The sequence below is a fragment of the Cellulomonas sp. NS3 genome (assembly GCF_024757985.1).
Taxonomy (GTDB): Bacteria; Actinomycetota; Actinomycetes; order Actinomycetales; family Cellulomonadaceae; genus Cellulomonas_A.
Window position 1 is genome coordinate 466,566 of sequence record NZ_CP103289.1, and the last position, 25,175, is coordinate 491,740.

The window sequence follows — 25,175 nt, forward strand, 5'->3', positions numbered from 1 at the left end:
CCGCGTGCGCCAGCTCCCCGACACCTTCGCCCCCGACGCCGTCGCGCGCGTCGACGCGCTGCTCGACGACCTCGTCGAGCGGCACGGCGTCGCGATCCCGCTCGCGATCGAGAGCGGAAGCCGCGCCTGGGGCTTCCCGTCGCCCGACAGCGACTACGACTGCCGGTTCGTCTACGTCCGCCGTGACGAGGACTACCTCAGCCCGTGGGACGTGCGCGACGTGCTGGAGTCGGCGCCCGACGGCGTGCTCGACGTCAACGGGTGGGACCTGCGCAAGGCCGTGCAGCTGCTCGTGCGCGGCAACGCGACCGTGCCGGAGTGGGCGGGCTCGCCGCTGGTCTACCGCGGCGACGAGGTGTTCCGCCGCGACCTGCTCGCCCTCGCCGACCGCGTCGCGGACCGGGCGCGCGTCGCGACGCACTACGCGCACCTCGGGCAGACGCAGTGGGCGCGGTTCCTGACCGCCGACGGGCGGATGCCGCTGAAGAAGCTGTTCTACGCGCTGCGTCCCGCGCTCGCGGTGCTCTGGCTGCGCGAGCACCCGACGTCCGCCGTGCCGCCGATGCGCCTGCAGGACCTCGTCGCGCAGGTGCCGCTCGGGGCGCCGGTCGTGCGCGCCGTCGAGGACCTCGTCGCGCTCAAGGCGACGACGCGCGAGCTCGGCGTCGGGGCGGTCCCGGCGCCGATCCGCACGCTCGTCGAGCGCGAGCTCCGGCACGAGGAGTGGATGTCGGTGCGGCGCTCGCCGACGGCCGTCGCGGCCGCCCGCGAGGACGCCGCGGAGTTCTTCCGGGACGCCGTGCGGACGTACGGGTCACGGCGGACCGGCACGGCCGGAGCGTCCGCCGACGGGGCGGCGGTCGGCGCGGCGTGAGGGCGGGCGCACCTCGTACGGGGTGCGCCCGCCCTCGCGCAGGTCAGCGGCCGGGGAGCCCCAGCGCGCGCCAGTCGACGTACTTGAAGTTCGCGTTCGGGCGGACCTCGCCGTCGGCGCCGACCTCGTCGGGACCGTTCTCGCCGTCGTGCACCACGAGCAGGCCCTGCGGGTACCCGGGCAGCGGGGTGCTCACCGCGGCGGCGCCGTCGGAGTGCTCGGCACCGTCGACCGTCGGGCCGTCCCCGACGACGAAGCTGCCCACGGGGTCGGTCGTGCGGCGGTCGTACGCGTAGAACCGGTTGTCGCCCTGGCTCGAGACGAGCAGGTACCCGTCGCGCCGGCCCGTCGGGTAGAGCGTCACGCCCTCGACGTCCGCACGGATCCGGCCCCCGAAGCCGGGGTCCTCGTCACCGACGACGCACTCCTCGGTCGCGGCGTCGAACGTCGCCGGCACGCCGTACTCCGCGACCGTCTCGACGAGCCGCTGGTCGCGCGGCCCGGTGCGGAACTCCTCGCGGTCCACGTCGAGCCGCAGGGCCCACAGCCCGACGTCCTCCTGCGCGGCGTACAGGACGCGGGCGGCGGTGTCGACGACCATGCCCTCGACCTGCGGACCCTCGCCGGGCTCGACGCACGGGCTCCACGACGTCGCGTCGGGCAGCGTGAACGTCGACGGCAGCGTGAGCGTGTCCTCGACCGCGTAGCCCAGCCGCCCGCGCGAGGAGTGGAGCTGGACGAGCCCGAGGTCGCTCGTGCTGCGCCGGCTCACGACGGCGTAGTGGCGGCCGTCGTCGGAGTACGTCGCGAGGCCGTAGCCGGTCGCCTGCTCGTCGACCTCGGCCTCGTCGGCGGAGAACAGCAGCGGCACGTCGGCCGCGGTGACGTCGCGCAGCGGCGCCCGGCCGGCGGCGACCGCCTTCGGGTCGATCGCGTAGAACCGGAGGCGGTCGCGGCCCCGGTCGGTGACGACCGCGACGTCGACCCTGCGGCCGTCGAGCTTCACGCCGAGCACGACGTCGACGTTGTTGAAGCGCCCCGGCGCGGCGTCGGGTCCCGGCGCGGGCGGCGCTGCGACCGACTGGAGCTCGCGGCCGGCGAGGTCGTAGACGCGCAGGCCGCCGGTCTTGGCGGTCGCGATCACGAGGCTCGACGCCGCGTCGCGCGGGTCGACCCAGATCGCCGGGTCGTCGGCGTCGGCCTCGCCGCCCGCCTCGTCGTCGAACAGCGCGGGGGTCTCCGTGGTCGCCCGGACGACGCGCGGCTCGTCGGACCCCGGGCCCGGCGGGCGGGTGCCGCTCGCGTCGGGGGCGGCGGGTGCCGTCGTGGCGGACGTGAGGACGAGGGCGGCCGCGGTGAGGGCCACGAGGGGGAGGCGCATGGTCCGCCAGGCTGGCCGAGGCCGGTGGCGCCCGCGTGGCCCGCGTCCGTCCGGGACGCGAACGGGGGGCGGACGACTCGGTCGCCGGGGGCGTCGGTGGCCCGGCCGTCCGGCGAGGGGCGCCGCGCGTCGTGCCGGGCCCCGCGGCCCCCACGGTCCGCGCGGACGCCCGGCGCGGTCGTGTGGGCGGGGGCCGCGAGAATGGACCGTGTCCTTCGTGCTGCTGACCGACGACCCGGTGCGCCGGGACTCCGTCGTGCTGCAGGACGTCACGGCCGACGGCGAGCCGGGCGAGCAGGTCCAGGTCGCGACCGCCGACCTCCCCGCCACGGTGCGCGACCGCGATCGCCCGCCCGAGCCGCCGCGCTGGGTGTGGGACGACACGTCGCGCCGCTACCCGCCGCTGCTCGCCGACGGCGTCCGCGTCGAGCGCTGCCACGACCTGCGCCTGTGCCACGCGATCCTGCGCGGCAGCGCGCTCAGCGCCGGCTCGGAGCTGGCCCGTGCGCCGCGCGGCCGGTGGGACGGGCTGCCGCCCGCGAGCGCCGACGCCCCGCGCGCCGTCGAGGTGAGCCTGTTCGACGACCCGCGGGAGCACGAGGAGACCCCGCTCGACGTGCTCGACGAGCTGCGCCGCCAGCTCGCCGCGGTCGCGGGCGCCGACGAGCCGGGCCGCCTGCGCCTGCTCCTGGCCGCGGAGTCGACCGGCGCGCTCATCGCCGCGGAGATGCGGCACGACGGGATGCCGTGGGACGTCGCCGAGCACGACGCGCTGCTGACCCGGCTGCTCGGGGAGCGCCCGCGTGGCGGCGGGCGGCCCGCGCGGCTCGAGGCGCTCGCGGACGAGGTCCGGGCGCTGCTGGGCCAGCCGTCCCTCAACCTCGACTCGCAGCCCGACCTGCTGCGCGGGCTGCGGCTCGCGGGGCTCGACGTGACCTCGACCCGCACGTACGAGATCCGGTCCCTCGACCACCCGGTGACGGGCCCGCTGCTCGAGTACAAGAAGCTCGCGCGCCTGCTGTCGGCGAACGGCTGGGCGTGGATGGAGGCGTGGGTGCACGGCGGGCGGTTCCGGCCCGACTACGTGCCGGGCGGCGTCGTGACGGGGCGCTGGGCGACGAGCGGCGGCGGCGCGCTGCAGCTGCCCGCGGTGATCCGCGGCGCGGTGAGGGCCGACCCGGGGTGGCGGCTCGTCGTCGCCGACGCCGCCCAGCTCGAGCCCCGCGTGCTGGCGGCGATGTCGGGCGACGCGGCGATGGCGGCGGCCGGGCGCCAGGCCGACCTGTACCAGGGCATCGTCGACGCGGGCATCGTCGAGACCCGGCAGCAGGCCAAGTACGCGATGCTCGGCGCGATCTACGGGGCGACGACGGGGGCCAGCGCGGTCGTGATGCCGCAGCTCACGCGGGCCTACCCGCGGGCGGTCGGCCTCGTGGAGGCGGCGGCCCGCGCGGGGGAGCGGGGCGACGTGGTCTCGACGTGGCTCGGGCGCTCGTCGCCGCGGCCCGACGCGGCCCGGCAGGCCGAGCTCCTGGCCGCGGCCGCGGAGGGCGCCGACGCCGAGGACGTCCGGGCGGCGCGGCGCCGGGGGCGCGACTGGGGGCGGTTCACACGCAACTTCGTCGTCCAGGGCACGGCGGCCGAGTGGGCGCTGTGCTGGATGGCGGCGCTGCGCCGGCGGCTGCGCAGCATCGAGGGGCGGCCGCACCTGGTGTTCTTCCTGCACGACGAGGTGATGGTGCACTCCCCGGCCGACGCGGCGGACGAGGTCGCGGTCGCGGTGGCCGACTCCGCTGCCGAGGCGGGGCGGCTGCTGTTCGGGGACTCGCCGGTGGACTTCGCGTTGCAGGTCGCCGTCGTCGAGAGCTACGCCGAGGCGAAGTAGGCGCCGCTCAAGCCCGGCGCCGCAGGTGCCGACAGGTCTGGGGTGACGCAGACGGCCGAGAGGGTCACCGCCGCGCGCCCTGCTGCGCCCGGAAGCAGCGTCGTCCGCCCGGCCGGCGCTCCGCGCGGGGGTCGTGCGCGGCTGCGGCTCCTGCGGTGGCGGGCGGTGCAGCGCGCGCTCGTCCCCGCCCGCGCCGTCCACGCCGCCGCCCTCGCGGCGCTCCTGCTCGTGCCCGTGGTCGTCGTGGCGTCGTACGCGCCGGTCTGGACGGGGCAGCCCGAGCCCGCCGACCTCGCGTACTTCGGCCCGGCCGGCGCGGCGATCCTGCGCGGCGCGTGGTCCGAGGTGTTCCGGGACCCCGCGGTGCAGGCCGGTCCGCTCGAGCTGCTCCCGTTCGGCGTGCTCGAGCTCGTCGGCCCGAGCACCGGGGCGGGCTGGGTGGTCGCGCACGCCGTCGGGAACCTCGCGCTCGTGCTCGGGTACCTGGTCGCGGTGCTCGCCCCGCTAGCCCGCGGACCCCTGCGCCGGCGCGCGGCCCGCAGCGGCGCGACGTCGCCGTCCCGGATGCGACCGCTCGTGTACGTCGGCGCCGCGGCCGGCGCGCTCGTCGTGCTCGGCGAGGACCTGCCGTGGGCCGTCTCGAGCGGCCACCCCGCACAGGTCGCGGTCCCCGCGCTGTGGGTCGTGGCGGCCCACGCGGCGCGGCGCGGGCACAGCACCACGACGGGGGTGCTCGTGGCGCTCTCCGCGGCGTGGGAGCCGTGGGGTGTGCTCGGGGCGCCGGTGATCTTCTGCGCCGCCCGCCCCGACCTGGTGCGGGCCGCGTGCGCAGGCGCGGTGACGGTCGCGCTCACCTACGGGCCGTTCGTCGCCACGGGCAGCTTCCGCATGTTCGAGCTCGCCTGGCCGGTCACGGGGATGTCCGCCGTGCACGCGGTGCTGCCGGACCTCGAGGAGTTCCCGTGGTCGCTGCGCCTGCTCCAGGCGGTCGTCGTGCTCGGTGTCGGCGTCGCGGTCGCGCGGCTCGGTCGCCGGTCGGTGTACGCGGCGTGGCTCGTCCCGCTGGCCGTGCTGACGACCCGGCTGCTGCTGGACCCGGTCATGTGGCAGTACTACTGGATCGCCCCGCAGGTCGTCCTCGTCGCCCTGGCGGCGTTCGCGGTGGCGTCCCGGCACCGCGCCGCCGCGGTCGTCTCCGTCGGCGCGGCGCTGGTCGTCGAGAGCCCCGGGGCGCGGACGCTGCCCGGGCTGGCCGTCCTGCTGGTGCTCACGGTCCTCTGCGCGGTGCTGCTGCACGTCCGGGCGCCGGCGCCGCGGGAGGAGCACGACCGGGTGCCGGTGCCGCGCGAGGAGCACGTCCCGGTGCCCTGACGCCCCGCCCGTTGCGGCGCACCGCGGACCCGAGGATGCTCGGAGCCTCGGTGGCGTCGACGAAGACGGGGGACCTCGATGATCCGCATGCGGCGCGTCGTGCCGGTCGTGGTGGCAGCAGTGGTCGCGGCGGGGCTCACGGCCCTCACGGGTCCACCGGCGAGCGCCGCCACGGTGCCCGCGGGGTTCACGGACGCGCTGGTCGCGGACGTCGACAACCCGACGGCCATCGCGTTCACGGCGGACGGGCGCATGCTCGTGACGCAGCAGGCGGGGCGCCTGCGGGTGCGGACCGCGGCGGGCCAGCTGCTCGCGACCCCCGCGCTCGACCTGGCGGGCCGGATCTGCACCAACGGGGAGCGCGGCCTGCTGGGCGTCGCGGTCGACCCGGACCCGGCGACGCGCGCGATCTACATGTACTACACGGCCCGCGGCACGAGCTCGACGTGCCCGGCGAGCCAGGGGGCGAACCCGCCCGGCGCCCCGGTGAACCGAGTCTCCCGGTTCGTGCTCCGCGACGACAACACGGTCGACCCGGCGAGCGAGCGGATCCTGCTCGACGGGATCTACTCGTCGGCGAACAACCACAACGCCGGTGACGTGCACGTCGGCAAGGACGGCTACCTGTACGTCTCCGTCGGCGACGGCGGGTGCGACTACAAAGGCGACAGCGGCTGCGGCGGCAGCAACGACGCGGCGCGCGACCGGAACGTGCTGCTCGGCAAGATCCTGCGCGTCGACCGCACGACCGGTGCCCCGGCGCCCGGCAACCCGTTCCTCGGGGCGGGCACCGCGAGCTGCCGGCTCGGCCCGGCGCCCGCGGGGACGATCTGCCAGGAGACGTTCGCGTGGGGCCTGCGCAACCCGTTCCGGTTCGCGTTCGACCCCGACGCCGCGGGCACGGTGTTCCACGTCAACGACGTGGGCCAGAACTCGTGGGAGGAGATCGACCTCGGCACCGCGGGCGCCGACTACGGCTGGCCGGTGCGGGAGGGGCACTGCGCGCAGACCGGCTCGACGACGAACTGCGGCGGGCCGCTCCCCGCGGGGATGACGAACCCGATCCACGACTACGGCCGCCCGACGGGCTGCGGCTCGATCACCGGCGGCGCGTTCGTGCCGAACGGCGCGTGGCCGGCCGCCTACGACTCGGCGTACCTCTTCGCGGACTACGTGTGCGGCAAGATCATGATGCTCGTCGGCGGGACGCGCACGGACCTCGCGACGGGGCTCGGCGGCGCGGTGCACCTCGAGTTCGGGCCGCACGCCGGCAGCCAGGCGCTGTACTACACGACGTACGCCAACGGCGGCGAGATCCGCCGGATCGCGTACACCGGCACGGCGAACCGGGTGCCGACGGCGGTCGTCTCCGCCTCCCCGGCGACCGGGCCCGCGCCGCTCACGACGACGCTCGACGGCTCGCGCAGCAGCGACCCCGACGGTGGCGCGCTCACCTACCTGTGGTCGTTCGGCGACGGCACGCCCGACGCGACGACCACGAGCCCGACGGTGCAGCACGTCTACGCCGCGGGCACGTGGACCGCGACGCTGCGCGTCCGGGACGCCGCGGGCGCGACGTCCACCCCGGTGACGACGCGGATCAGCTCCGGCAACACCGCGCCCACGGTGACGATGACCTCCCCGGCGGCGGGCGCGACGTTCGCGGTCGGCAGCACCGTGCGGCTGAGCGGCACGGCGACCGACGCGCAGGACGGCGGGCTGCCCGGGTCACGCCTGAGCTGGTCGGTGATCCGGGTGCACGACCAGCACACGCACCCCTTCCTCGCCCCGGCGCCCGGCAACGAGCTCACGTTCACCGCTCCGGGGCCCGAGGACCTCGCGGCCGCGGCCAACAGCTACCTCCGGGTCAGCCTGACCGCGACGGACTCGCAGGGCGTCTCCACGACCGTCACGCGCGACCTGCAGCCGCAGAAGGTCGCCGTGACGCTCGCGACGGCGCCGGCCGGCCGGACGCTCACGGTCAACGGGCAGACCGTGACCGGCCCGACGACGTTGACCTCCTGGGCGGGCTTCGACCTGCGGCTCGGCGTGCCGGCGCAGACCGACGCCCAGGGCGTCCCGTTCGTGCTCGACCGATGGTCGGACGGCTCGACCGCGGGCGACCGGGTGTGGCGGACCCCCGCCACGGCGACGACCCTGACGGCGACCCTCACGCAGCGCGGGCTGCTCGGCACCTACTTCGACAACGCCGACCTCACGGGCACGAGCGTCACGCGCGTCGACCCGACGGTCGGCTTCCGCTGGGGGGCCGCCGCGCCCGTCGCCGGCATCGGCGCCGACACCTTCTCCGTGCGGTGGACCGGCTCCGTCGTGCCCCGGCACACCCAGACGTACACGTTCGCGACGACGAGCGACGACGGGGTGCGGCTGTGGGTCGACGGGCGGCTGATCATCGACCAGTGGACCCGGCACGCGCCGCGCGTCGACACCGGGACGGTCGCCCTGACGGCGGGGCAGGCCGTGCCCGTCCGGCTCGAGTACTTCGACGACCGGCTCGACGCGACCATCCAGCTGCGCTGGTCGAGCGCGTCGCAGGTGTCGGAGATCGTGCCGGCGAGCCAGCTGCGCCCGCGCTGAGCGGAGGCGCCGGGCCGCTCCGGGAAGGGAGCGGCCCGGCGCCGCGGGGCAGGTCGCGTGCGCCCGCGACCTGCCCGGCCGGCTGCTCAGCGCGGCGTCGTGAACGAGCGCACCGGCCCGTACAGCGTGCCCTGCGCGTTCGTGGCGACGACCCGGTAGTAGTACGTCGTGCGCGGCGCGAGACCCGTCACGAGGTTGCTCGCGACCGTCTTCTCGTAGGTCAGCGCGGGCAGCGTCGTGACCGGCGAGGACGTGCCGAGCGCGGTCGTCCGGCCCCACTCGATCCACGCCGTGGTGGTGAGCCGGTGCGGGTGCACCTGCGCCTTGAAGGTCGTCGACGTGGACGTCGACGAGGCCGTGAACTGGTTCGATGACGTCGGCGCGCCCGCGGTCTCGAACGTGCGGGTCAGCTCGGTGGTGCCGGCCGGCGACGTGATGGTCGCCTTCCAGTAGTAGGTCGTCCCGGGCCGGATCCCGGCGATGGGCTGGCTCGTGGTCTTCACGTACGGCACGGCCGGCACGTCGACCGTCGAGTCGCCCCCGAGGTACTCGAGCGTCCGCCCGTACTGGAAGCGCACGGTGCCCGCGTACCCGTGCAGGTCGACCCACGCGTAGAGCGTCGCCGAGGTGTCCGTGACGTCCTTCTGGTCGAGCGTCCCGGTCGGGGGCTCCGCCGCGGTGATCGCGACCGAGTCGGTGCTCGTGCCGCCCGCGGTGTCGGTGACGGTGAGCCGTGCGCTGTGGTCGCCCGGGCCGAACACGTGCCTGAGGGTCGACGGCGGTGCTCCCGTGCCGCTCTCGGTGGTCCCGTCCCCGTAGGTCAGCGACCAGCTCGCGACGTGCTCCCCGGCCCCGCCACGCGCGCCCGACGAGCGCGACGCGTCGAACGTGACCGTCAGGGGCGCCGTCCCGTGCGTCGTGGACGCCTGCAGGAACGCCGACGGGCGGGTGTGCGTCGCCGGGGAGTCGGCGATGTCCGCGAACGCCTCGAGCGAGCTCGGCGTCGAGTCCACGAACCACGAGCAGCTGCCGTGGTGGTGGAAGTACAGGACCGCGGTGACCTCGGGCCACGACTCGAGCGTCGCCATGGACTCGCGCAGCCACGCGGCCTTGCGGCCGGGCACCGCGGGGTCCTCGACCGAGCCCCACTCGGCGATGACGAGCTCCTTGCCGTGCGCCTGACCGAAGGCCCGGAACGCCGACGCGGTGCGGGACATCGACGCCCACGCCGTCTGGCCGTTCGTCGAGCACCCGAACCAGTTGTAGGCGTCGAGCGCGATCTGGTCGACGACGTCGTCGCCGGGGTACAGCGCGTCGGCGCTCACGGCCGCGTACGGCGCGAAGGGCGTCGGCGTCACGATCCACGTCCACACGGCGTTCGTCACGCCCTGCGCGCGGAACACCTCGACGTAGTGGCGGAACGCGGCGCGGTAGTCGGCCGCGTCGCCGAATCCGGGGGAGTAGTCGGGCTCGTGCTGGAACGACACGTACATCGGCACGCGCAGGGCCTTGACGGCGTCGGCGTGCTGGACGATCTGCGCGTCGTGGGCGCCGCTCGCGACGGCGGCCCACGAGATCTTGGTGCCGTCGATCTTCTTCGACGACACCGAGAGCATCGGCGTGCGGCCGCGCTGGACCGTCGTGGTGAGCGGCGTCGACGGCAGCTCGTCCCACAGGCTGTACCAGCGGTGCACGTCGAGCTTGCGCCCGACCGACGCCTCGAACGCCGAGACGGCGGCGTCGACGCTCGGGTGCGTGCCCCGCGCGACCGACGCGCCGAAGAGCAGGCCGTCGTCCGGGGTCAGGGCGTCCTCGGCCCAGTCGTTCGCGGCGTCGGCGCCCGGCTTCGGGGTGGCGTCGGGGGTGGGCTCGGACGGCCCGGGCGTGGGGCTGAGCGTCGGGTCGGCCGTGGGCGAGGGGCTGAGCGTCGGCTCGGCCGAGGGAGTGGGCGTGGGTGACGCCGTGGGCGTCGGTTCGGCCGTGGGCGAGACCGTCGGCGCCGGTGACGGCTCGACGACGTGGCGGCTGGCGGCGGTCGACGGCGGCACGACGGCCGCCGTGAGCAGACCCGCGAGCGCGGCCGTCGCCACGACGGCGCGTGCGGTGCGGCTGCGCGCGGCGCGGGTGGCGGCGGTGCGGGTGGAGGCGGTGCGGGTGGGCGCGGGCACGGTGCGGCCCTGCGCAGGGAGGCGGCGTTGCACGGGGATCCCCTGTCGTTCGGCAGCCTGGCGGACCGCATGGGCCCCATGGCTTTGCGTCCCTGCCTCGCGGCAGGTTTGCCTTTTCGTGGACTCGTCGAGCGTACGTGCGCCGTTCGTGTTAATCCAGTCACATAAACCGGACCAAGGGGACGCGTGTGCGCGCCGGCGATGACTCACGTGCACCCGGGCAATTCGGATATACGACCGTGTTCCGTGCAGGGTTCTTGCTCTTTCGAGTGATTCCTGTGCACCATGAGGACCTACCGCACAGGGCTTCCGGGGGGAACCGAGTTCGGCGCCGCAGGCCGGCGCCGAGGTTGGGCCGTCTGGCGCGGTCGCCGCCGCACGCAGGGCAGGGCGACACGGCAGGGGACACGTCCCCCCACGGTCCCGGTAACCCGCGGCGACGCTGTCTCTCACCCATCGTCGCAGGTCAGCACGGTCTGTCGCCGTGCTGGAGCAGGACACGCACCGCGACACGGACGTCGCGCTCCGGCACGGCCGGGCCTCGGGAGGGGCTCCGCGCCATGTCGAACGCGACGGCCGCACATCCGTGCGTCTGCGCTCACGCCCGACGAGCACACGTGCTCACGACCCGCACGCAGTCCGGACCGCACGACCCGGGCGCGCCGTGAAGACCATCGCCGTGGAGGCACCCGCAGATGTTTTCCGACTATCCGTTCAAGTTCACGCGCCGCCATCGCGTGCTCGCTTCTGTGATCACCGTCTCACTTCTTGCCGTCGGCGCCATTGCGCTGCTGTCCCCGCAGGGCCAGTACGTGTGGAACGGGCCGAGCGCGACCGAGGTGGCCCTCCAGACCGAGCAGGCGCGCTCGCGCGACCTCAGCTCCCAGCTCGAGGAGATGGAGGCGAAGCTCAGCGCGCCGCGGCCCCAGGTCGGCGACACGGTCCAGCTCGCCCGCGCGGAGGACCTGAAGAAGCAGATCACCGAGCTCGAGGCGAAGCTCGTGCAGACGCAGCAGGAGCTCGGTCGCGCGGAGGCCGAGGCGGCGGAGCAGAAGGACGCCGCGAACCTCGTCAACGGCACGCTCAAGGCCACGCGCGAGCGCCAGAACGCCGCGACCAAGGTCGCGACCGCGCAGATCGCGGACCTCAAGAAGCAGCTCGGTGAGCTCACCTACAAGGTGCAGAACCCCAAGGGCCACCAGGCGCCCCCGGTCACCGCGTCGATGACCAAGGCGGACATCATCGCGGCGAGCCAGCTCTTCGGCCTCTACACGACGCAGAGCCCGTTCGACTACGGCGAGTTCAACGGCGTGCAGGCGGCCGTGAACCGCGACGCCGACGTCAGCGGCTACTTCCAGTCGTGGGACACCGACTTCCGTCCGGACGCCGTCCAGCAGGCGTGGAGCCGCGGCCAGATCCCGCTGCTCACGTGGGAGAGCCAGAGCCAGGTCGGTGCCATCTCTGCGGAGGCGCCCGAGTACTCGCTCGGCTCGATCATCAACGGCCAGCACGACGAGTACCTGCGCAAGTACGCCCGCGACATCGCCGCGACCGGCCTCCCGCTCGTCCTGCGCTTCAACCACGAGATGAACGGGACCTGGTACCCGTGGTCCGAGGTCCGCGGGTGGGACGGCAAGAGCATCAACGGGAACAAGAAGGGCGAGTACGTGCAGATGTGGCGGCACGTGCACGACATCTTCACGCAGGAGGGCGCGAACCAGTACGTCGCGTGGCTCTGGGCCCCGAACCGCGTCAACAAGATCCCGAGCCAGCCCGACCCGGTGAACTTCTACCCCGGTGACGAGTACGTCGACTGGATCGGCATGTCGGGCTACTACCGCCCGGGCGACCCGGAGCCGACGTTCGACAACACCTACGGCCAGACGCTCCCGCTGCTGCGTGCCGCGTCCTCGACCAGGCCGATCTTCCTCGCGGAGATCGGGGCGACCGAGGAGGGTGGCCACAAGGTCGAGTGGATCACCAGCCTCTTCGAGGGTCTCGCCAGGCCCGAGAACGCCGACATCAACGGCTTCGGCTGGTTCAGCCTCGCCGTGACGTCCGGTGGCGAGGGCGAGGGGCGCACGACGAACGACTGGCGGCTCGACTCGTCCGCACCGTCGCTGCGCGCCGCCGAGGCGGGGCTGGCGGCCACGGGGTTCGGCAAGCTGCGCGAGTGACGCCGTGCGCTCCCGCCGGCACGACCGGCAGGAGCGCACGAGCACGACCCAGGACCGCCCCGTCCGGCACGCGAACCGCGTGCCGGACGGGGCGGTCCGTCGTCGTGGCCGGCTCCGGACCGCAGGCACCCGTCGGTGCGGCGTCGGGCGGCCCGCCCGGGCGCCGTGGACGGGCCGGGGTGCCGTGGGCCGGCGATGCTCCCGAGACCCTGCGGAGGTCGGGGCCCCGACGTACCGTCGGCCCATGAGCGTCGAGGGCCGCCACCAGCCGGGCGCCGCCGAGCGCCTGCGGCTCGCGCTCGACCGGGACGGCGCCCGTTGCGTGTGGTGCGGCCGGCCGTTCGCCGGGCTGGTCGCGCCGACCCGCGAGCACCTCGTGCCGCGCGCCAAGGGCGGGCCGTCGTGGCTCGAGAACGAGGTCGCGGCGTGCCGGCGGTGCAACGCCGAGCGCGGGCACCGGTCGGCCGTCGAGTGGCTCGAGGAGTGCGAGCGGCGCGGCTGGGCCTCGGACGTCGCGGCGGTCGACCGCTCGCTGACCGCGCTGCTCGACGCGATCGCGCGCCGGGGCGGCAACCGCCGGGCCCGGCTGTACGCGGAGGCGCAGCGCCGCCGGCTCCGGCGCCGCTGAGCCCGGTGCCCCGTACGCGATCGTCGAGACCACGGCCGGGTCCGTCGCGTCGGAGGCCGACCGCCTGCTGTGGTCGCACGGCCACCGACCCGTCAGCATCTCGACGTACGCCACCGGGCTGGCTGCGCTGCGGCCCGAGCTCCCGTCGGACCGGTGGCAGCGCCCGCTGCGCTCGCACGTCGAGGACGTGCCGCCGGGGGTCCCGCGGTGGGGCGCCGCAGGGCCGGGCGTCAAGTAAGTGCTCGACACCTCGACGCCGCGCGACGAGGGTGGCGCGATGACCTCCGTGATCTCGCACACCACCGTCGACAGCCGGGACGCCTACGCCATGTCCGTGTTCTGGGCCGACGTGCTCGGCTTCCACGACGATCCCGAGGACCCCAATGAGCCCGGCCACGAGGAGTGCGGCATCTGGTCGCCGGACGGCACGCAGAAGCTCCTGTTCGTGGAGGTGCCCGACGACAAGGTGGTGAAGAACCGGGTCCACCTCGACCTCGAGCCCGCGGAGGGGTCTCGGGACGACGAGCTCGCGCGGCTCCTCGGCCTCGGCGCCCGCCAGGTCGCCGACCTGCGCCGCCCCGACGGTGGCGGGTGGGTCGTCCTCGCCGACCCGGAGGGCAACGAGTTCTGCATCCTGCGCAACCGGGCGGAACGCTCCGCCTGACCTCCGCGGCGCACCGTCCTGGCGTCCGCCCGTGCCCGCGGCCCGGGCAGTGCCCGCGGCGCAGGCGGTGCCGCCACCGTGCCGCGCCGCACCGCACCGCACCGCACCGCGTCGTGCCGCGACCGGACCGTGCCGCCAGCGCCGGGCTCTCCGCGCGCGAGAACCCGCGCGCGGGGCGATCCTGGGGAGCGCGAGCACGAGGCGTCGACGCCTCGTCCGTGCCGACGGAGGGAGAGTCATGACGACGGTCGTGGAGAAGTCGGTCGTGGTGGACGTGCCGGTCAGCGTCGCCTACGCCCAGTGGACGCAGTTCGAGGAGTTCCCGAACTTCATGAGCGGGGTCAAGTCCATCACCCAGCTCACCGACGAGCGCCTGCAGTGGGTCGCGGAGATCGCGGGGGTCCGGCGCGAGTGGGAGGCGCGGATCCTCGAGCAGGTCCCCGACCGCAAGGTCGCGTGGGCCGCGACCGAGGGCGCGACGAACGCCGGCTCCGTGACGTTCGAGCCTGCGAGCGAGACGAGCACGCACGTGCACCTGCACCTCGAGTACGAGCCCGAGGGTCTCGTCGAGAAGGTCGGCGACAAGCTCGACATCGTCGAGAAGCAGGCCGAGGGGGATCTCGAGCGCTTCAAGAAGTTCATCGAGTCCGAGGGCCACGCGACCGGTGCGTGGCGGGGGTCCGTCAACGAGGGGGTCGACGTGCGACCGACGACCGCCGACGCCGCGATGACCGGGAGCGACTCCGGCAAGGCGGGGGTGTCCGGCAAGGTCGCCGCCGCTGTCGGGCTCGGGGTCGCCGCCGCGGCAGCCGGTGTCGTCGCCGCCGCGCGGAAGGACGGCTCCCCGGAGCTGCCGCCGGAGCCGGCGCCGACGACTGCGGACGTGCCGGTCATCGACTCCGTCCCGACGGTCGCCGACGTCGAGCCCGTGTCGCCCGCCGTCGACCAGCAGCCGCCCGCATTCGCGCCGGTCGCGCTCGGCACCGAGGGCGAGACGCCCACGTGGACCGGCCCCGAGACGCCCGCCTGGGACCCGGTCGAGTCCCCGGCCGCGACGGACGACGTCCTTCTGGACGCGGACGACGCGAACCCGGAGGTCGAGGACCCGACCCCGCCGCCCGGCAGCGGCCTCGAGGGCGACCCGCTGGTCGTCCACGACGACACCCCGGGGGACCATGGGGCGCGCCTCTGACGTGACGCGGGAGCCGTGCGCCGGCCTGGGGTCGGCGCACGGCGGTCTCTCGCCGGTGACAGCGCGTGGTAGCACTCGGTATCATTGTCGGATGGCGACCACTCTCCGTCTCTCTCCTGAGCTGCAGGCGCGCGTGAAGGAGACCGCCGCGCGTGAGCAGCGCTCCGAGCACGCCGTGATCGTCGAGGCGATCGAGCGCTACACCTCCGAGCGGGACCGGCGACGTGATGCGGCGCTCGCGCGTGTCCTGGAGCGCGACAAGCCGATTCTCGACGCGCTCGCGTGAGCTTCGTCTACCTCGAGCTGCGTGACCTGATCCTGTTCGGGAACGCGATCCTCGGGCATGACGCGGAGGTCCGTGACTTCGGCCTGCTCGAGTCTGCGCTCGCGCGTCCGCGTGCGACCGTGTTCGGTGACGACGCCTACCCCGACCTGGACGAGAAGGTCGCCGCCCTGCTCCTGTCGATCGTGGGCAATCACGCGCTGGTCGACGGCAACAAGCGGTTGGGATGGGTTTCTGCTCTCGTCTTCTACGAGCTCAACGGGTACCTCGTCGAGGCCCCGCACGACGAGGCGATCGACCTCGTGCTCGCGGTCGCGAGCGGCGCCATCGACGACGTGACGGTGGTCGCCGAGGCCCTCCGCGCTTGGCGGCGGCCGACCTCGGACTAGAGCGTCTCTGGCTGGTCCCCGGCCGGCTGCTACGACCGGGGAGAGCGCACCCGGTCGAGCAGCAGCGTCGCGATGTCGACGACCTCGGGGACGCCGACCGATACCGGTGCCCCGCCGTCGGTCCCGACAGCACCGGTCCCCGAGCCGGCCGACGCCGCGTGCGCCGCGACCCCGTCGGACAGCATCACCGTGCAGAACGGGCAGGCTGTCGCGACGACGTCCGCGCCCGTCCCGATGGCCTCGCCCGCGCGCTCGACGTTGATGCGGGTGCCGATCTTCTCCTCCATCCACATGCGCGCGCCGCCCGCGCCGCAGCAGAAGGAGCGCTCCTGGTTGCGGGGCATCTCAGCGAGCTCGACTCCGGGGAGCGCGCCGAGCAGCTCGCGCGGCGGCGCGTAGACCTTGTTGTGCCGGCCCAGGTAGCAGGGGTCGTGGTAGGTCACGCGCTGCGTCGGCGCCGGGGCCGGCGTGCCGGTGCCCGACGACGCGCCCTCGGCCGTCGTGTCTCCCGGCGCCGCGACCGGCGTCAGCCTCCCGTCCGCCACGAGCCGGTTCAGCAGCTCGGTGTGGTGCAGCACCTCGTAGCGGCCACCGAGCTGCGGGTACTCGCGCGAGATCGTGTTGAAGCAGTGCGCGCACGTCACGACGATGCGCTGCGCGCCGACCTCGTTGAGGGTCTCGACGTTCTGCGACGCGAGCATCTGGAACAGCATCTCGTTGCCGGCGCGGCGGGCCGGGTCGCCGGTGCAGGTCTCCCCGTCGCCGAGCACCGCGAACGTGACCCCGGCGACGTCCAGCAGCTCGGCGACCGCGCGGGTCGTCTTCTTCGCCCGGTCCTCGTACGCGCCCGCGCAGCCGACCCAGAACAGGTAGTCGACGTCCGCCGCCGACTCGACGTCGACGCCGACCTGCGGGACGTCGAAGGTGAGGTCCTTGGCCCACGCGAACCGGTTGCGTGCGGGCAGGCCCCACGGGTTGCCCTGGCGCTCGAGCTTGGTGAACGCGCCGCCGAGCTCCTTGGGGAACGCCGACTCCATGAGCACCTGGTAGCGGCGCATGTCGACGATGGCGTCGACGTGCTCGATGTCGACGGGGCACTGCTGGACGCACGCGCCGCACGTCGTGCACGCCCACAGGACGTCGGGGTCGATCACGCCGGAGCCGACGAGGTCGACGTTGGCGTGCGTGGTGTCGACCGGGGCGTCGGCCGCGCGGCCGTCCGACGCGATCGAGCCCTCGCCCTGCGCGGCGTCGCCTGCCGGGCCGGCGAGGAGGTACGGCGCGGTCGCGTACGCGTGGTCGCGCAGCGCGAGCGTCACGAGCTTGGGGGACAGCGGCTTGCCCGTGGCCCACGCCGGGCACTGGTCCTGGCAGCGGCCGCACTCGGTGCACGTCGAGAAGTCGAGCAGGGCCTTCCAGGTGAAGTCCTCGATGGCACCGACCCCGAGCCGCGCGTCGTCGGGCAGGTCCTCGAGCGCGGCGAGGTCGACGGGCTCGCCGTTGACGGTCATCGGCTGGAGCGGGCCCAGCGCGGGCGCGCCGGTCAGGTCGCGGCGCGCGTAGATGTTGAGCACCGCGAGGAACCGGTGCCACGCGACGCCCATCGTGGGCTGCAGGCCGACGACGACGAACCACGACATCGACACGAGGATCTTCACCGTCGCCGCGACCACGACCGCCGCCTCCAGCGTCGCCGTCGACGCCCCGGCCCACGCCGAGCCGTACCAGGCGGTCAGCGGGAAGTGCAGCGGCGACGCGATCGGCAGGGCCTCCTGCGCCGCGAGCGCGTACTCCAGCCCGCGCAGCACGAGCACCGCGAGCACGACGAGCAGCACGGTCGCCTCGACGAAGTGCGCGGCGGGCGCGTTCGACCGGGAGAACGGCGAGCGACGCTGCTCCTCCTCGGACTGGCGCTTCTTCGGCTGGATCCGGATGCGCCGCGCGATCAGCGCGAGGATCCCGAGCAGCGACGCCCACGCGATGACCTCGGTCAGCCACTCCCAGGGCGCGAGGTGCCCGAGGAGCGGGAGCGCGAAGCGCGGGTCGACGACCTGGCCGTACCCGGTCGCGAGCGTGAAGAACAGCACCGGGAACGACACCATCACGGCCCAGTGCGCGACCTTGACGACGGGCGTGTGCTGGAACCGCCCGTGGCCGACCATCTCGCGCAGCACGAGGCCGACGCGGGGGCCGACGGGGCGCAGCCGGTCCGTCGGCGTCGGGCCGCCGACGCGCACCGTCCGGACGATCGCCGCGAGCCCGCGGGCGAAGACCGCGACACCGACGACGGTCGCGAGGACCACGAGCACGAGGCAGGTCAGCTGGAGGGCGTCCACGCGGTCACGCTAGCCCGTCCCGGGGCGCGCGTCGGGGGACGTCCCGCGCCGGCTGCCCGGCGGGCCGCTCGGCGCGGGGCGGCGACTCGACGGTGCTGCTCCGGACGACGAGCGCCGGCGCCAACACGATCGCCTGGTGGGTGTGGGTCCCGCGCGCCGAGCTCTCCTCGCGCACGAGCCGCGCGCCGAGGCGGCCCACCTCGTGACCGGGCTGGGCGATGGTCGTGAGGGGGATCGGGCTGTCCCAGGCGGCCTGGTTGTTGTCGTAGCCGACGACGGCCACGTCGCGCGGGACCACGACTCCCGGAGTCGTCGCGAGCGCCTGCAGGATCCCGGCGGCGAGCAGGTCGGACGCGGCGAAGATGCCGTCGACCTCGCCCTTGGCGACCTGGGGGGCGAGCTGGGTGCCGGTGCGCCAGCCGTCGGCCCGGTTGATCCAGCGCGGCGTGACCTCGCGCGCGGTCACCTCGGGGTGCTCGGCGACGGCCCGGAAGAAGCCGCGGCCGCGGTCGGCGACGGGCTTGAGCTCGGGCGGTCCCGAGACGAGCACGAGCCGCCGCCGGCCGATCTCGATCAGGTGCTGGGCGGCGAGGTAGCCGCCGAGCTCGTTGTCGACGTCGACGCTGCAGTGGCGGTGCTGCGGGTCGGTGAAGTTGAGCAGCACGAGCGGAGGGGACGCCGGCGCGATCCGCGTGACGGCGTCGAAGTGCGCCGCGTCGTTGAGGGTCATGAGCACCCCGGTGAGCTGGTGCTGGGCGAACAGCGCGAGGTAGCCGGCCTCGCGCTCGACGCGCGAGTCGGTGTTCGCGAGGAGCAGGCTCATGCGACCCTCCTCGGCGGCGGTCTCCGCGCCGCGCGCGATGTCGATGAACAGCGAGTTCGACAGGTCGGAGACGATCAGGCCGATCGTGTTGGTGTGCCCGGCGGCGAGGGAGCGGGCGAGCCCGTTCGGCACGTAGTTGAGCTCGGCGATCGCCCGCTGCACGCGCTCGCGGGTCCGGGCCGTGACCCGGTACGGGTGGTTGAGGACGTTGGACACGGTGCCGAGCGAGACGCCGGCGAGCGCGGCGACGTCCTCCATGGCGGGGCGGTCCCGCGCCGCCCTCGCATCGTCCTGTGCCACGAGGCCTCCTTCGTCGTGCGCCGTCGCGCTCCGAGGGTACGGCGAGCGGGGCGCGTCGTCGGCATCCGCGCGCGGACCGCCCAGCGGACGCCGCGAGGTCACGGTTCGGACAAGCCCATTGACGCGTGCCCGACTCCGCCGTACTTTTTGAAGCGCTTCAAAGACTCGGCTTCACACTTCAAGGAGGAACTGTGGACGTAGATCGGGTGCGCCGTCCGAGGGCGGTGGCGAGCGTCGCCGGCGTCGGGGCGCTGGCGCTGGTGCTCACCGCCTGCGGCGGTGGAGGGACGTCCGGAGGGTCGGGTGGAGCGGGTGCCGACGAGCTCACGTTCCTCGGGCTCAACGAGAACGAGACGATCGCCGCGACGCTCACGGCGCTGAGCGAGGACGAGTGCGCCGCCGAGAACGAGGCCCAGCCGCTCACCGTGACCCAGCAGTCGCAGGAGACGCTCGACCAGCAGCTCCAGCTCCTCGCGGGCCAGGACTCGCTCCCGCAGCTCTTCACGAGCGCCAACGCCCCGGCGCTCAACACCGAGCTGTTCGAGGCGGACAGCACCGTCGACCTCGGGACGGCGCTCGACGAGCTCGGCGTCGCGGACGGCATCGTCCCCGCGGCCCGGTCGGTCGTCGAGCAGCTCTACGACGGGACGATGATCGTCCTGCCCACCGAGCTCAACATCGAGGGGCTCTGGTACAACGAGCAGCTCCTCGAGGAGAACGGCATCGAGGTCCCCACCACGTGGGACGAGCTGGTGGAGGCGTTCGCGACCCTGCAGGCGGCCGGCGTGCAGCCCGTCTCGCAGGCGGGCAGCGGCGGCGACGGCTGGGGCATCACCCGGTGGGTCGGCAACTACCTGCTCCGCGACCTCGGGCCCGAGGCCCTGCAGGCGGTGCGCGACGGGGACGCCGAGCTGACCGACCCCGAGTACGTCGCGGCGGCGCAGGCGGTCTCCGACCTCGGCGCCGAGGGCTACTTCGGCCCGTCGCCCACGTCGATCGACTACGCGACGGCGCTGAACACGTTCCTCGCGGGCGACGCCGGGTTCATCTACATGGGTTCGTGGGCGCTCGCCGCGTTCAACGACCCCGAGCAGAACCTCATCGGCGAGGACGCGATCGGCTTCCTGCCGTTCCCCGAGGTCGAGGGCGGCGCCGGGTCGGCCGACCAGATGCCGGCCAACGTCGGGACCGCGGTCTCGGTGTCCGCGGCGGGCTACGAGGACGAGGCGACGCAGGCGTGGGTCCGGTGCGTCGTGGAGAACTACGGCACGGTCGCGCTGCGCGACAGCGGGCAGATCACCGGCTTCACCGTCGGCGAGGACGTCGAGGTGCCCGCGCTGAGCCAGCTCGTCCAGGACCAGATCGCGGCGGTCGACGAGTCCGTCCTGTGGTTCGAGGGCTACTTCTCGGCGGCGGCCACGACGACCAGCCAGACGAACGGCGGCCTGCTCGGAGCAGGTCAGCTCTCCGGCGAGGAGTTCATGACCCTCGTCCAGGCCGACCTCGGCTGACGCTCGGCCGCACCCCTGCGGACGGCGCCCGGCTGCCGGCTCACGGCGGCGGGGCGTCGTCCGGACCCACCACCACGGAGCCACCATGAACCAGGTCCTCGGGGACCGGCGCGCCGTCGCGCTGCTGCTGACCCCGGCGCTGCTCGTCTACACCCTCGTCATGCTCGTCCCGATGGTGTGGTCCCTCGGGTACACGGCGTTCCGCGGCAACGCCATCTCCGGCTTCGAGTACGCCGGCGGGGAGAACTTCGCGACGCTGGTGTCGGACCCGGCGGCGCGCGAGGCCCTCCTGTTCACGCTCAGGTACGCGGTCGTCGTGACCGTTGGGCAGGTCGTGGCCGGGTACGCGCTCTCGCTGCTCTACGTGTTCGCGCTGCGGCGCTCGTCGACGGCGATCCGCACGCTCGTCTTCTTCCCCGTCGTGCTGCCGACCGTCGCAGTCGCGCTGCTCTTCCAGAAGCTGTTCGAGTACGCGCCGCAGACCGGGCCCGTCAACGCCGCGCTCCTCGCGGTCGGGCTCGAGCCGGTCGACTGGCTGGGCTCGGCGGGGACCTCGTTCGTCGTGATCGCGCTCATGGACGTGTGGCGCTCGATGGGGTTCTACGCGGTGCTGCTGTACGCGGGGCTCATCGACATCCCGGACGAGCTGATCGAGTCCGCGCGCCTCGACGGCGCCTCCGGGTGGCAGCTCGTGCGCTCGATCGTCGTGCCGCTGTCCTTCCCGGTGCTGGTCTCGGCGCTGATCTTCTCGATCAACGGGACGCTCAAGGTCTTCGACTCGATCTACGCGCTCACCGGCGGCGGGCCGGGCGCCGGCACGACGCCGCTGACCCTGCTCATGTACCGCACCGCGTTCTTCTACGGCGACTACGGCTACGGGTCGACCGTCGCGCTCGCGCTCACGGTCCTCAGCCTGCTGGTGACCGTCGTGATCTTCCGCTCGTACCGCCGCGACGTGACCCGAGGCTGACATGACCACGACCCTGACCCCCCGCACCGCGGCGCCCACCTCCGCCCCGGGCGCCGCCGGCCGCCCGTCGCTCGCCCGCCGCCTGCGCCGCGTCCCGCTCGCCGTCCTCGTGACGCTCCTGCTCGTCGTCATGGTCTACCCGCTGCTGTGGCTGTTCCTCGGCTCGTTCAAGACGCAGCAGGAGTTCCTCAACGAGCCGACGTGGGCGCTGCCCGAGAGCTTCGCGAACGTCGACAACTACGCGCAGGCCTGGTCGTCGACCGCGGGCTACCTCACGAACTCCGTCCTGGCCGTCCTCCCCGCGCTCGCCGCGGTGATCGTGCTCGGGACCGCCGCCGGGTACGCGCTCGAGGTCATGGTGTGGAAGGGCCGGGCCTCGGTCCTGATGATCTTCCTCGCGGGGATCATGATCCCCGGGCAGATGATCCTGCTGCCGCTCTTCACCGTGTACTTCCAGCTCCGGCTCACGGACAGCCTGTGGCCGCTGATCCTCACGTACACCGCGATCGGGCTCCCGCTCACGGTGTTCATGATGGCGACGTACTTCCGGTCGATCCCGCGCGAGGTGTTCGAGGCGGCGACGCTCGACGGCGCGTCCGCCGTGCGCTCGTTCTGGTCGATCGGGTTCCCGATGATGCGCGGCGCGGTGTTCACGATCGCGCTCGTCCAGTTCTTCTTCCTGTGGAACGACCTGCTCATCGCGCTCACGTTCACGACGCAGGACGACCTGCGGACCGTGCAGGTCGGGCTGCTCAACTTCACCGGGCAGTTCGGGGTCGTCGACTACGGCCCGACGTTCGCGGCGATCTGCATCAACGTGGTCCTCGTCCTGGTGCTGTACCTGTTCCTCAACCAGCGCGTGATGCGCGGCATGGCGGCCGGGGCGGTCAAGGGCTGATGGCACCGGACGAGCACACGGCCGCCCCGGCGACCGTCCGCCGGGTCGCGCGCGCGGACGAGACGGTGCGGCCGACCGCCCCGCGGTTCGAGCACCACGTCGACGCGCGGGGGATCGGCTCGGCGACCCCGCGCGTGTCGTGGACGGTCCCCGCCGCCCCGGCCGGCTGGCGCCAGGCCGCGTACGAGCTGAGCGCCGAGCGCTCCGGCGGACGGCTCAGCACCGGCTGGGTCGGGTCCGCGGAGCAGGTCCTCGTGCCGTGGCCGGGCGAGCCCCTCGCCTCCCGTGAGGAGGCGACGGTCCGGGTGCGCGTGCGCGGGGCGGACGGCTGGGTGAGCGGCTGGTCCGCCCCCGGGGCCGTCGAGGCCGGCCTGCTCGCGGCGTCGGACTGGGTCGCGGTGGCGGTCACGCCGTCCGGACCGGTCCCCGACGCGGACCTGCGCCGGCCCCCGCTGCTGCGGACCGAGCTCGTCGTCGACCGGCCCGTGCGGCGCGCGCGGCTGTACCTCACCGCGCACGGGCTCGTGCAGGCCGAGCTCAACGGCGTGCGGATCGGCGACGACGAGCTCGCACCCGGCTGGACGGTGTACCCGCACCGGCTCGTCTACGCGACGCACGACGTCACCGCGCACCTGCGCCCCGGCCGCAACGCCCTCGGCGCGTGGCTCGGGGACGGCTGGTACCGCGGCCGGCTCGGGTTCGACGGCGGGACGCGCGACATCTACGGCGACCGGCTCGCGCTCGTCGCGCAGCTCGAGGTCGAGCACACCGACGGCACGCGCACGACCGTCGCCACCGGCCCGGGCTGGCGCGCGGGCCTCGGCCCGGTGCTGTCGGCCGGCCTGTACGAGGGCGAGGTCCACGACGCCCGCGAGACCCCGGGGGGCTGGTCGCTCCCGGGGTTCGACGACAGCGGGTGGCAGCCCGTCGACGTCGTGGACCGCGACCCGGCGACGCTCGTCGCGCCCGACGGGCCGCCGGTGCGCTGCACGCAGGAGGTCGCCCCCGTCGCGGTCACGCGGACCGGGCGCGGGACGTGGCTGCTCGACTTCGGCCAGAACCTCGTCGGGCGGCTGCGGCTGCGCGTCGAGGGCGCGCGCGGGACGCGGGTGCGGCTGCGGCACGCCGAGGTGCTCGAGCACGGCCGGCTGTGCACCCGCCCGCTGCGCGGCGCCCCCTCGGTCGACGAGTACGTGCTCGCGGGCCACGGGGTCGAGGAGTGGGAGCCGCGCTTCACCGTGCACGGCTTCCGGTACGCGGAGGTCGAGGGGTGGCCCGGCGAGCTCGACGCGGCGGACGTGGTCGCCCGCGTCCTGCACACCGACATGCGCCGGACGGGCACGTTCGCGTGCGGGCACCCCGGGCTCGAGCGGCTGCACGAGAACGTCGTGTGGAGCACGCGCGGGAACTTCGTGTCGCTGCCGACCGACTGCCCGCAGCGCGACGAGCGCCTCGGCTGGACCGGGGACATCCAGGTGTTCGCGCCGACCGCGACCGCGCTGTTCGACTGCGCGGGCCTGCTCTCGTCGTGGTTGCGGGACCTCGCGCACGAGCAGCTCCCCGACGGCACCGTGCCCTGGTACGTGCCGACGATCTACGGCAACCCGCAGTGGTCGCCGCCCCGTCCCGGTGCGGTGTGGGGCGACGCCGCCGTGATCGTGCCGTGGGTGCTGCACGAGCGGTACGGCGACCGTGACGTCCTGGCCCGCCAGTACCCGTCCGCGCGCGCGTGGGTCGACCTCGTGGCGCGCCTCGCCGGGCCGTCCCGGGTGTGGGACACCGGGTACCAGCTCGGGGACTGGCTCGACCCGGCCGCACCGCCCGACGACCCCGCGGCGGCGCTGACCGACCCGACGCTCGTCGCGACGGCGTACCTCGCGCACTCGTCGCGGCTCCTGGCCCGGATCGCCGGGACGCTCGGGCGCGCGGACGACGCGCAGGCGTACGACCGGCTGTCCGACGAGGTCCGGGCCGCCTTCCGGGCGCGGTACGTCCGTGCCGGGGCGGCGCTCACGAGCGACACCGCGACGGCGTACGCGCTCGCGCTGCGCTTCGACCTGCTCGCCGAGGCCGACCGCGCACCTGCGGCGTCCCGGCTCGCCCGGATCGTCGCCGACGCCGGTCACCACGTCACCACCGGCTTCGCGGGCACCCCCGTCGTGCTGCACGCGCTCGCGGACCACGGCCACGCCGCGACCGCGTACGAGCTGCTGCTCCAGGACGGCTGCCCGTCCTGGCTGTACATGGTGGCGCGCGGGGCGACGACGACCTGGGAGCGCTGGGACTCGATGCTCCCCGACGGGACGGTCAACCCCGGCGACATGACGTCGTTCAACCACTACGCGCTCGGCTCGGTGGCCGACTGGCTGCACACCGGCCTCGCCGGGCTCGACGCCCTCGCCGACGGCGGCCGCACGCTGCGCGTCGCCCCGCACGTCGACCCCTGCGTCGGGTGGGCGGAGACGTCGCTCGAGACGCCGTACGGCCGCGCGGGCGTGCGCTGGGAGCTCGACGGCGAGGACGTCCGGCTCACCGTCGAGGTCCCCGTCGGCGCGCGGTGCACCGTCGTCCTCGGCGGTCGCGAGCACCACGTCGAGCACGGTCGGTACGAGCTCGTCGCCCCGCAGCTCGGCGCCCCGCGCGCCGCCGACCCGGAGGAGGTTGCCGCGCTCTCGCCGTCACCGACGGTCTGACCCACCACACCCGAGGCCGCAACGACGCGGCCCA

The 25,175-nt window shown here is 74.4% G+C and carries 18 protein-coding genes and 1 riboswitch; of the genes, 14 read left to right on the plus strand and 4 right to left on the minus strand.

All coding sequences use genetic code 11. The features are described 5' to 3' along the window. Positions 1 to 4: 4 nt before the first annotated feature. Positions 5 to 874, plus strand: a complete 870-nt coding sequence (locus tag NXY84_RS02175) for a nucleotidyltransferase domain-containing protein (RefSeq protein ID WP_258725540.1) — start codon at positions 5 to 7, stop codon at positions 872 to 874. A gap of 43 nt (positions 875 to 917) precedes the next feature. On the opposite strand, the gene NXY84_RS02180 is transcribed toward NXY84_RS02175, so the two are convergent. Continuing rightward, positions 918 to 2,255 (minus strand): phytase, encoded by a 1,338-nt coding sequence (locus tag NXY84_RS02180; RefSeq protein ID WP_258725541.1) that lies wholly within the window; start codon positions 2,253 to 2,255, stop codon positions 918 to 920. Positions 2,256 to 2,463: 208 nt separating this feature from the next. Here NXY84_RS02180 and NXY84_RS02185 point away from each other — a divergent pair, with 208 nt between their 5' ends. The 3 genes from NXY84_RS02185 (at position 2,464) to NXY84_RS02195 (ending at position 8,109) form a co-directional block, all read left to right on the plus strand. Beyond that, positions 2,464 to 4,140 carry a bifunctional 3'-5' exonuclease/DNA polymerase gene (locus NXY84_RS02185; protein ID WP_258725542.1) on the plus strand — a complete coding sequence of 559 codons (1,677 nt, stop codon included), beginning with the start codon at positions 2,464 to 2,466 and terminating at the stop codon, positions 4,138 to 4,140. A gap of 165 nt (positions 4,141 to 4,305) precedes the next feature. Further along, positions 4,306 to 5,511, plus strand: coding sequence for a hypothetical protein (locus NXY84_RS02190; protein WP_258725543.1), 1,206 nt, complete (start codon positions 4,306 to 4,308; stop codon positions 5,509 to 5,511). A gap of 78 nt (positions 5,512 to 5,589) precedes the next feature. After that, a complete protein-coding gene (locus NXY84_RS02195) occupies positions 5,590 to 8,109 on the plus strand; it encodes a PQQ-dependent sugar dehydrogenase (RefSeq protein WP_258725544.1) in 2,520 nt (839 codons plus the stop codon). 86 nt (positions 8,110 to 8,195) lie between these two features. Here the strand turns inward: NXY84_RS02195 and NXY84_RS21710 are convergent, their stop codons facing one another. After that, complete coding sequence (locus tag NXY84_RS21710; RefSeq protein ID WP_309485046.1) at positions 8,196 to 10,277, minus strand: PKD domain-containing protein; 2,082 nt, start codon at positions 10,275 to 10,277, stop codon at positions 8,196 to 8,198. A 48-nt stretch (positions 10,278 to 10,325) separates the two neighbouring features. Next, positions 10,326 to 10,400, minus strand: a riboswitch (cyclic di-GMP riboswitch). Positions 10,401 to 10,972: 572 nt separating this feature from the next. On the opposite strand from NXY84_RS21710, the gene NXY84_RS02205 reads away from it, so the two are divergent. The 6 genes from NXY84_RS02205 (at position 10,973) to NXY84_RS02230 (ending at position 15,610) form a co-directional block, all read left to right on the plus strand. Beyond that, positions 10,973 to 12,454 (plus strand): glycoside hydrolase family 26 protein, encoded by a 1,482-nt coding sequence (locus NXY84_RS02205; protein WP_258725545.1) that lies wholly within the window; start codon positions 10,973 to 10,975, stop codon positions 12,452 to 12,454. Between the two features lie 244 nt (positions 12,455 to 12,698). Continuing rightward, a complete protein-coding gene (locus NXY84_RS02210; RefSeq protein WP_258725546.1) occupies positions 12,699 to 13,082 on the plus strand; it encodes an HNH endonuclease in 384 nt (127 codons plus the stop codon). Positions 13,083 to 13,359: 277 nt separating this feature from the next. Next, entirely contained in the window at positions 13,360 to 13,746 is a 387-nt protein-coding gene (locus tag NXY84_RS02215) for a VOC family protein (RefSeq protein ID WP_258725547.1), read from the plus strand. A gap of 238 nt (positions 13,747 to 13,984) precedes the next feature. Then, positions 13,985 to 14,938 carry an SRPBCC family protein gene (locus NXY84_RS02220; protein ID WP_258725548.1) on the plus strand — a complete coding sequence of 318 codons (954 nt, stop codon included), beginning with the start codon at positions 13,985 to 13,987 and terminating at the stop codon, positions 14,936 to 14,938. Positions 14,939 to 15,029: 91 nt separating this feature from the next. Then, entirely contained in the window at positions 15,030 to 15,224 is a 195-nt protein-coding gene (locus tag NXY84_RS02225) for a ribbon-helix-helix domain-containing protein (RefSeq protein ID WP_258725549.1), read from the plus strand. Further along, positions 15,221 to 15,610, plus strand: coding sequence for a type II toxin-antitoxin system death-on-curing family toxin (locus tag NXY84_RS02230; RefSeq protein ID WP_258725550.1), 390 nt, complete (start codon positions 15,221 to 15,223; stop codon positions 15,608 to 15,610). The genes NXY84_RS02225 and NXY84_RS02230 overlap by 4 nt, the downstream gene beginning before the upstream one ends. A gap of 29 nt (positions 15,611 to 15,639) precedes the next feature. Here the strand turns inward: NXY84_RS02230 and NXY84_RS02235 are convergent, their stop codons facing one another. Together NXY84_RS02235 and NXY84_RS02240 are read right to left on the minus strand one after the other, a co-directional pair. Further along, a complete protein-coding gene (locus NXY84_RS02235; RefSeq protein WP_258725551.1) occupies positions 15,640 to 17,946 on the minus strand; it encodes a (Fe-S)-binding protein in 2,307 nt (768 codons plus the stop codon). Between the two features lie 4 nt (positions 17,947 to 17,950). Next, positions 17,951 to 19,069, minus strand: coding sequence for a LacI family DNA-binding transcriptional regulator (locus NXY84_RS02240; RefSeq protein WP_258725552.1), 1,119 nt, complete (start codon positions 19,067 to 19,069; stop codon positions 17,951 to 17,953). A 206-nt stretch (positions 19,070 to 19,275) separates the two neighbouring features. Here NXY84_RS02240 and NXY84_RS02245 point away from each other — a divergent pair, with 206 nt between their 5' ends. The 4 genes from NXY84_RS02245 to NXY84_RS02260 all read left to right on the plus strand — a co-directional run bounded on the left by NXY84_RS02245 (position 19,276) and on the right by NXY84_RS02260 (position 25,141). Further along, a complete protein-coding gene (locus tag NXY84_RS02245; RefSeq protein WP_258725553.1) occupies positions 19,276 to 20,580 on the plus strand; it encodes an ABC transporter substrate-binding protein in 1,305 nt (434 codons plus the stop codon). Positions 20,581 to 20,665: 85 nt separating this feature from the next. Then, complete coding sequence (locus NXY84_RS02250) at positions 20,666 to 21,550, plus strand: carbohydrate ABC transporter permease (protein WP_258725554.1); 885 nt, start codon at positions 20,666 to 20,668, stop codon at positions 21,548 to 21,550. A gap of 1 nt (position 21,551) precedes the next feature. Further along, positions 21,552 to 22,448 carry a carbohydrate ABC transporter permease gene (locus tag NXY84_RS02255; protein ID WP_258725555.1) on the plus strand — a complete coding sequence of 299 codons (897 nt, stop codon included), beginning with the start codon at positions 21,552 to 21,554 and terminating at the stop codon, positions 22,446 to 22,448. After that, the gene (locus NXY84_RS02260) at positions 22,448 to 25,141 is read left to right on the plus strand and encodes an alpha-L-rhamnosidase (RefSeq protein ID WP_258725556.1); all 2,694 of its coding nucleotides are present in this window, start codon (positions 22,448 to 22,450) and stop codon (positions 25,139 to 25,141) included. Before NXY84_RS02255 ends, NXY84_RS02260 begins: the two co-directional genes overlap by 1 nt. Positions 25,142 to 25,175 lie beyond the last annotated feature (34 nt).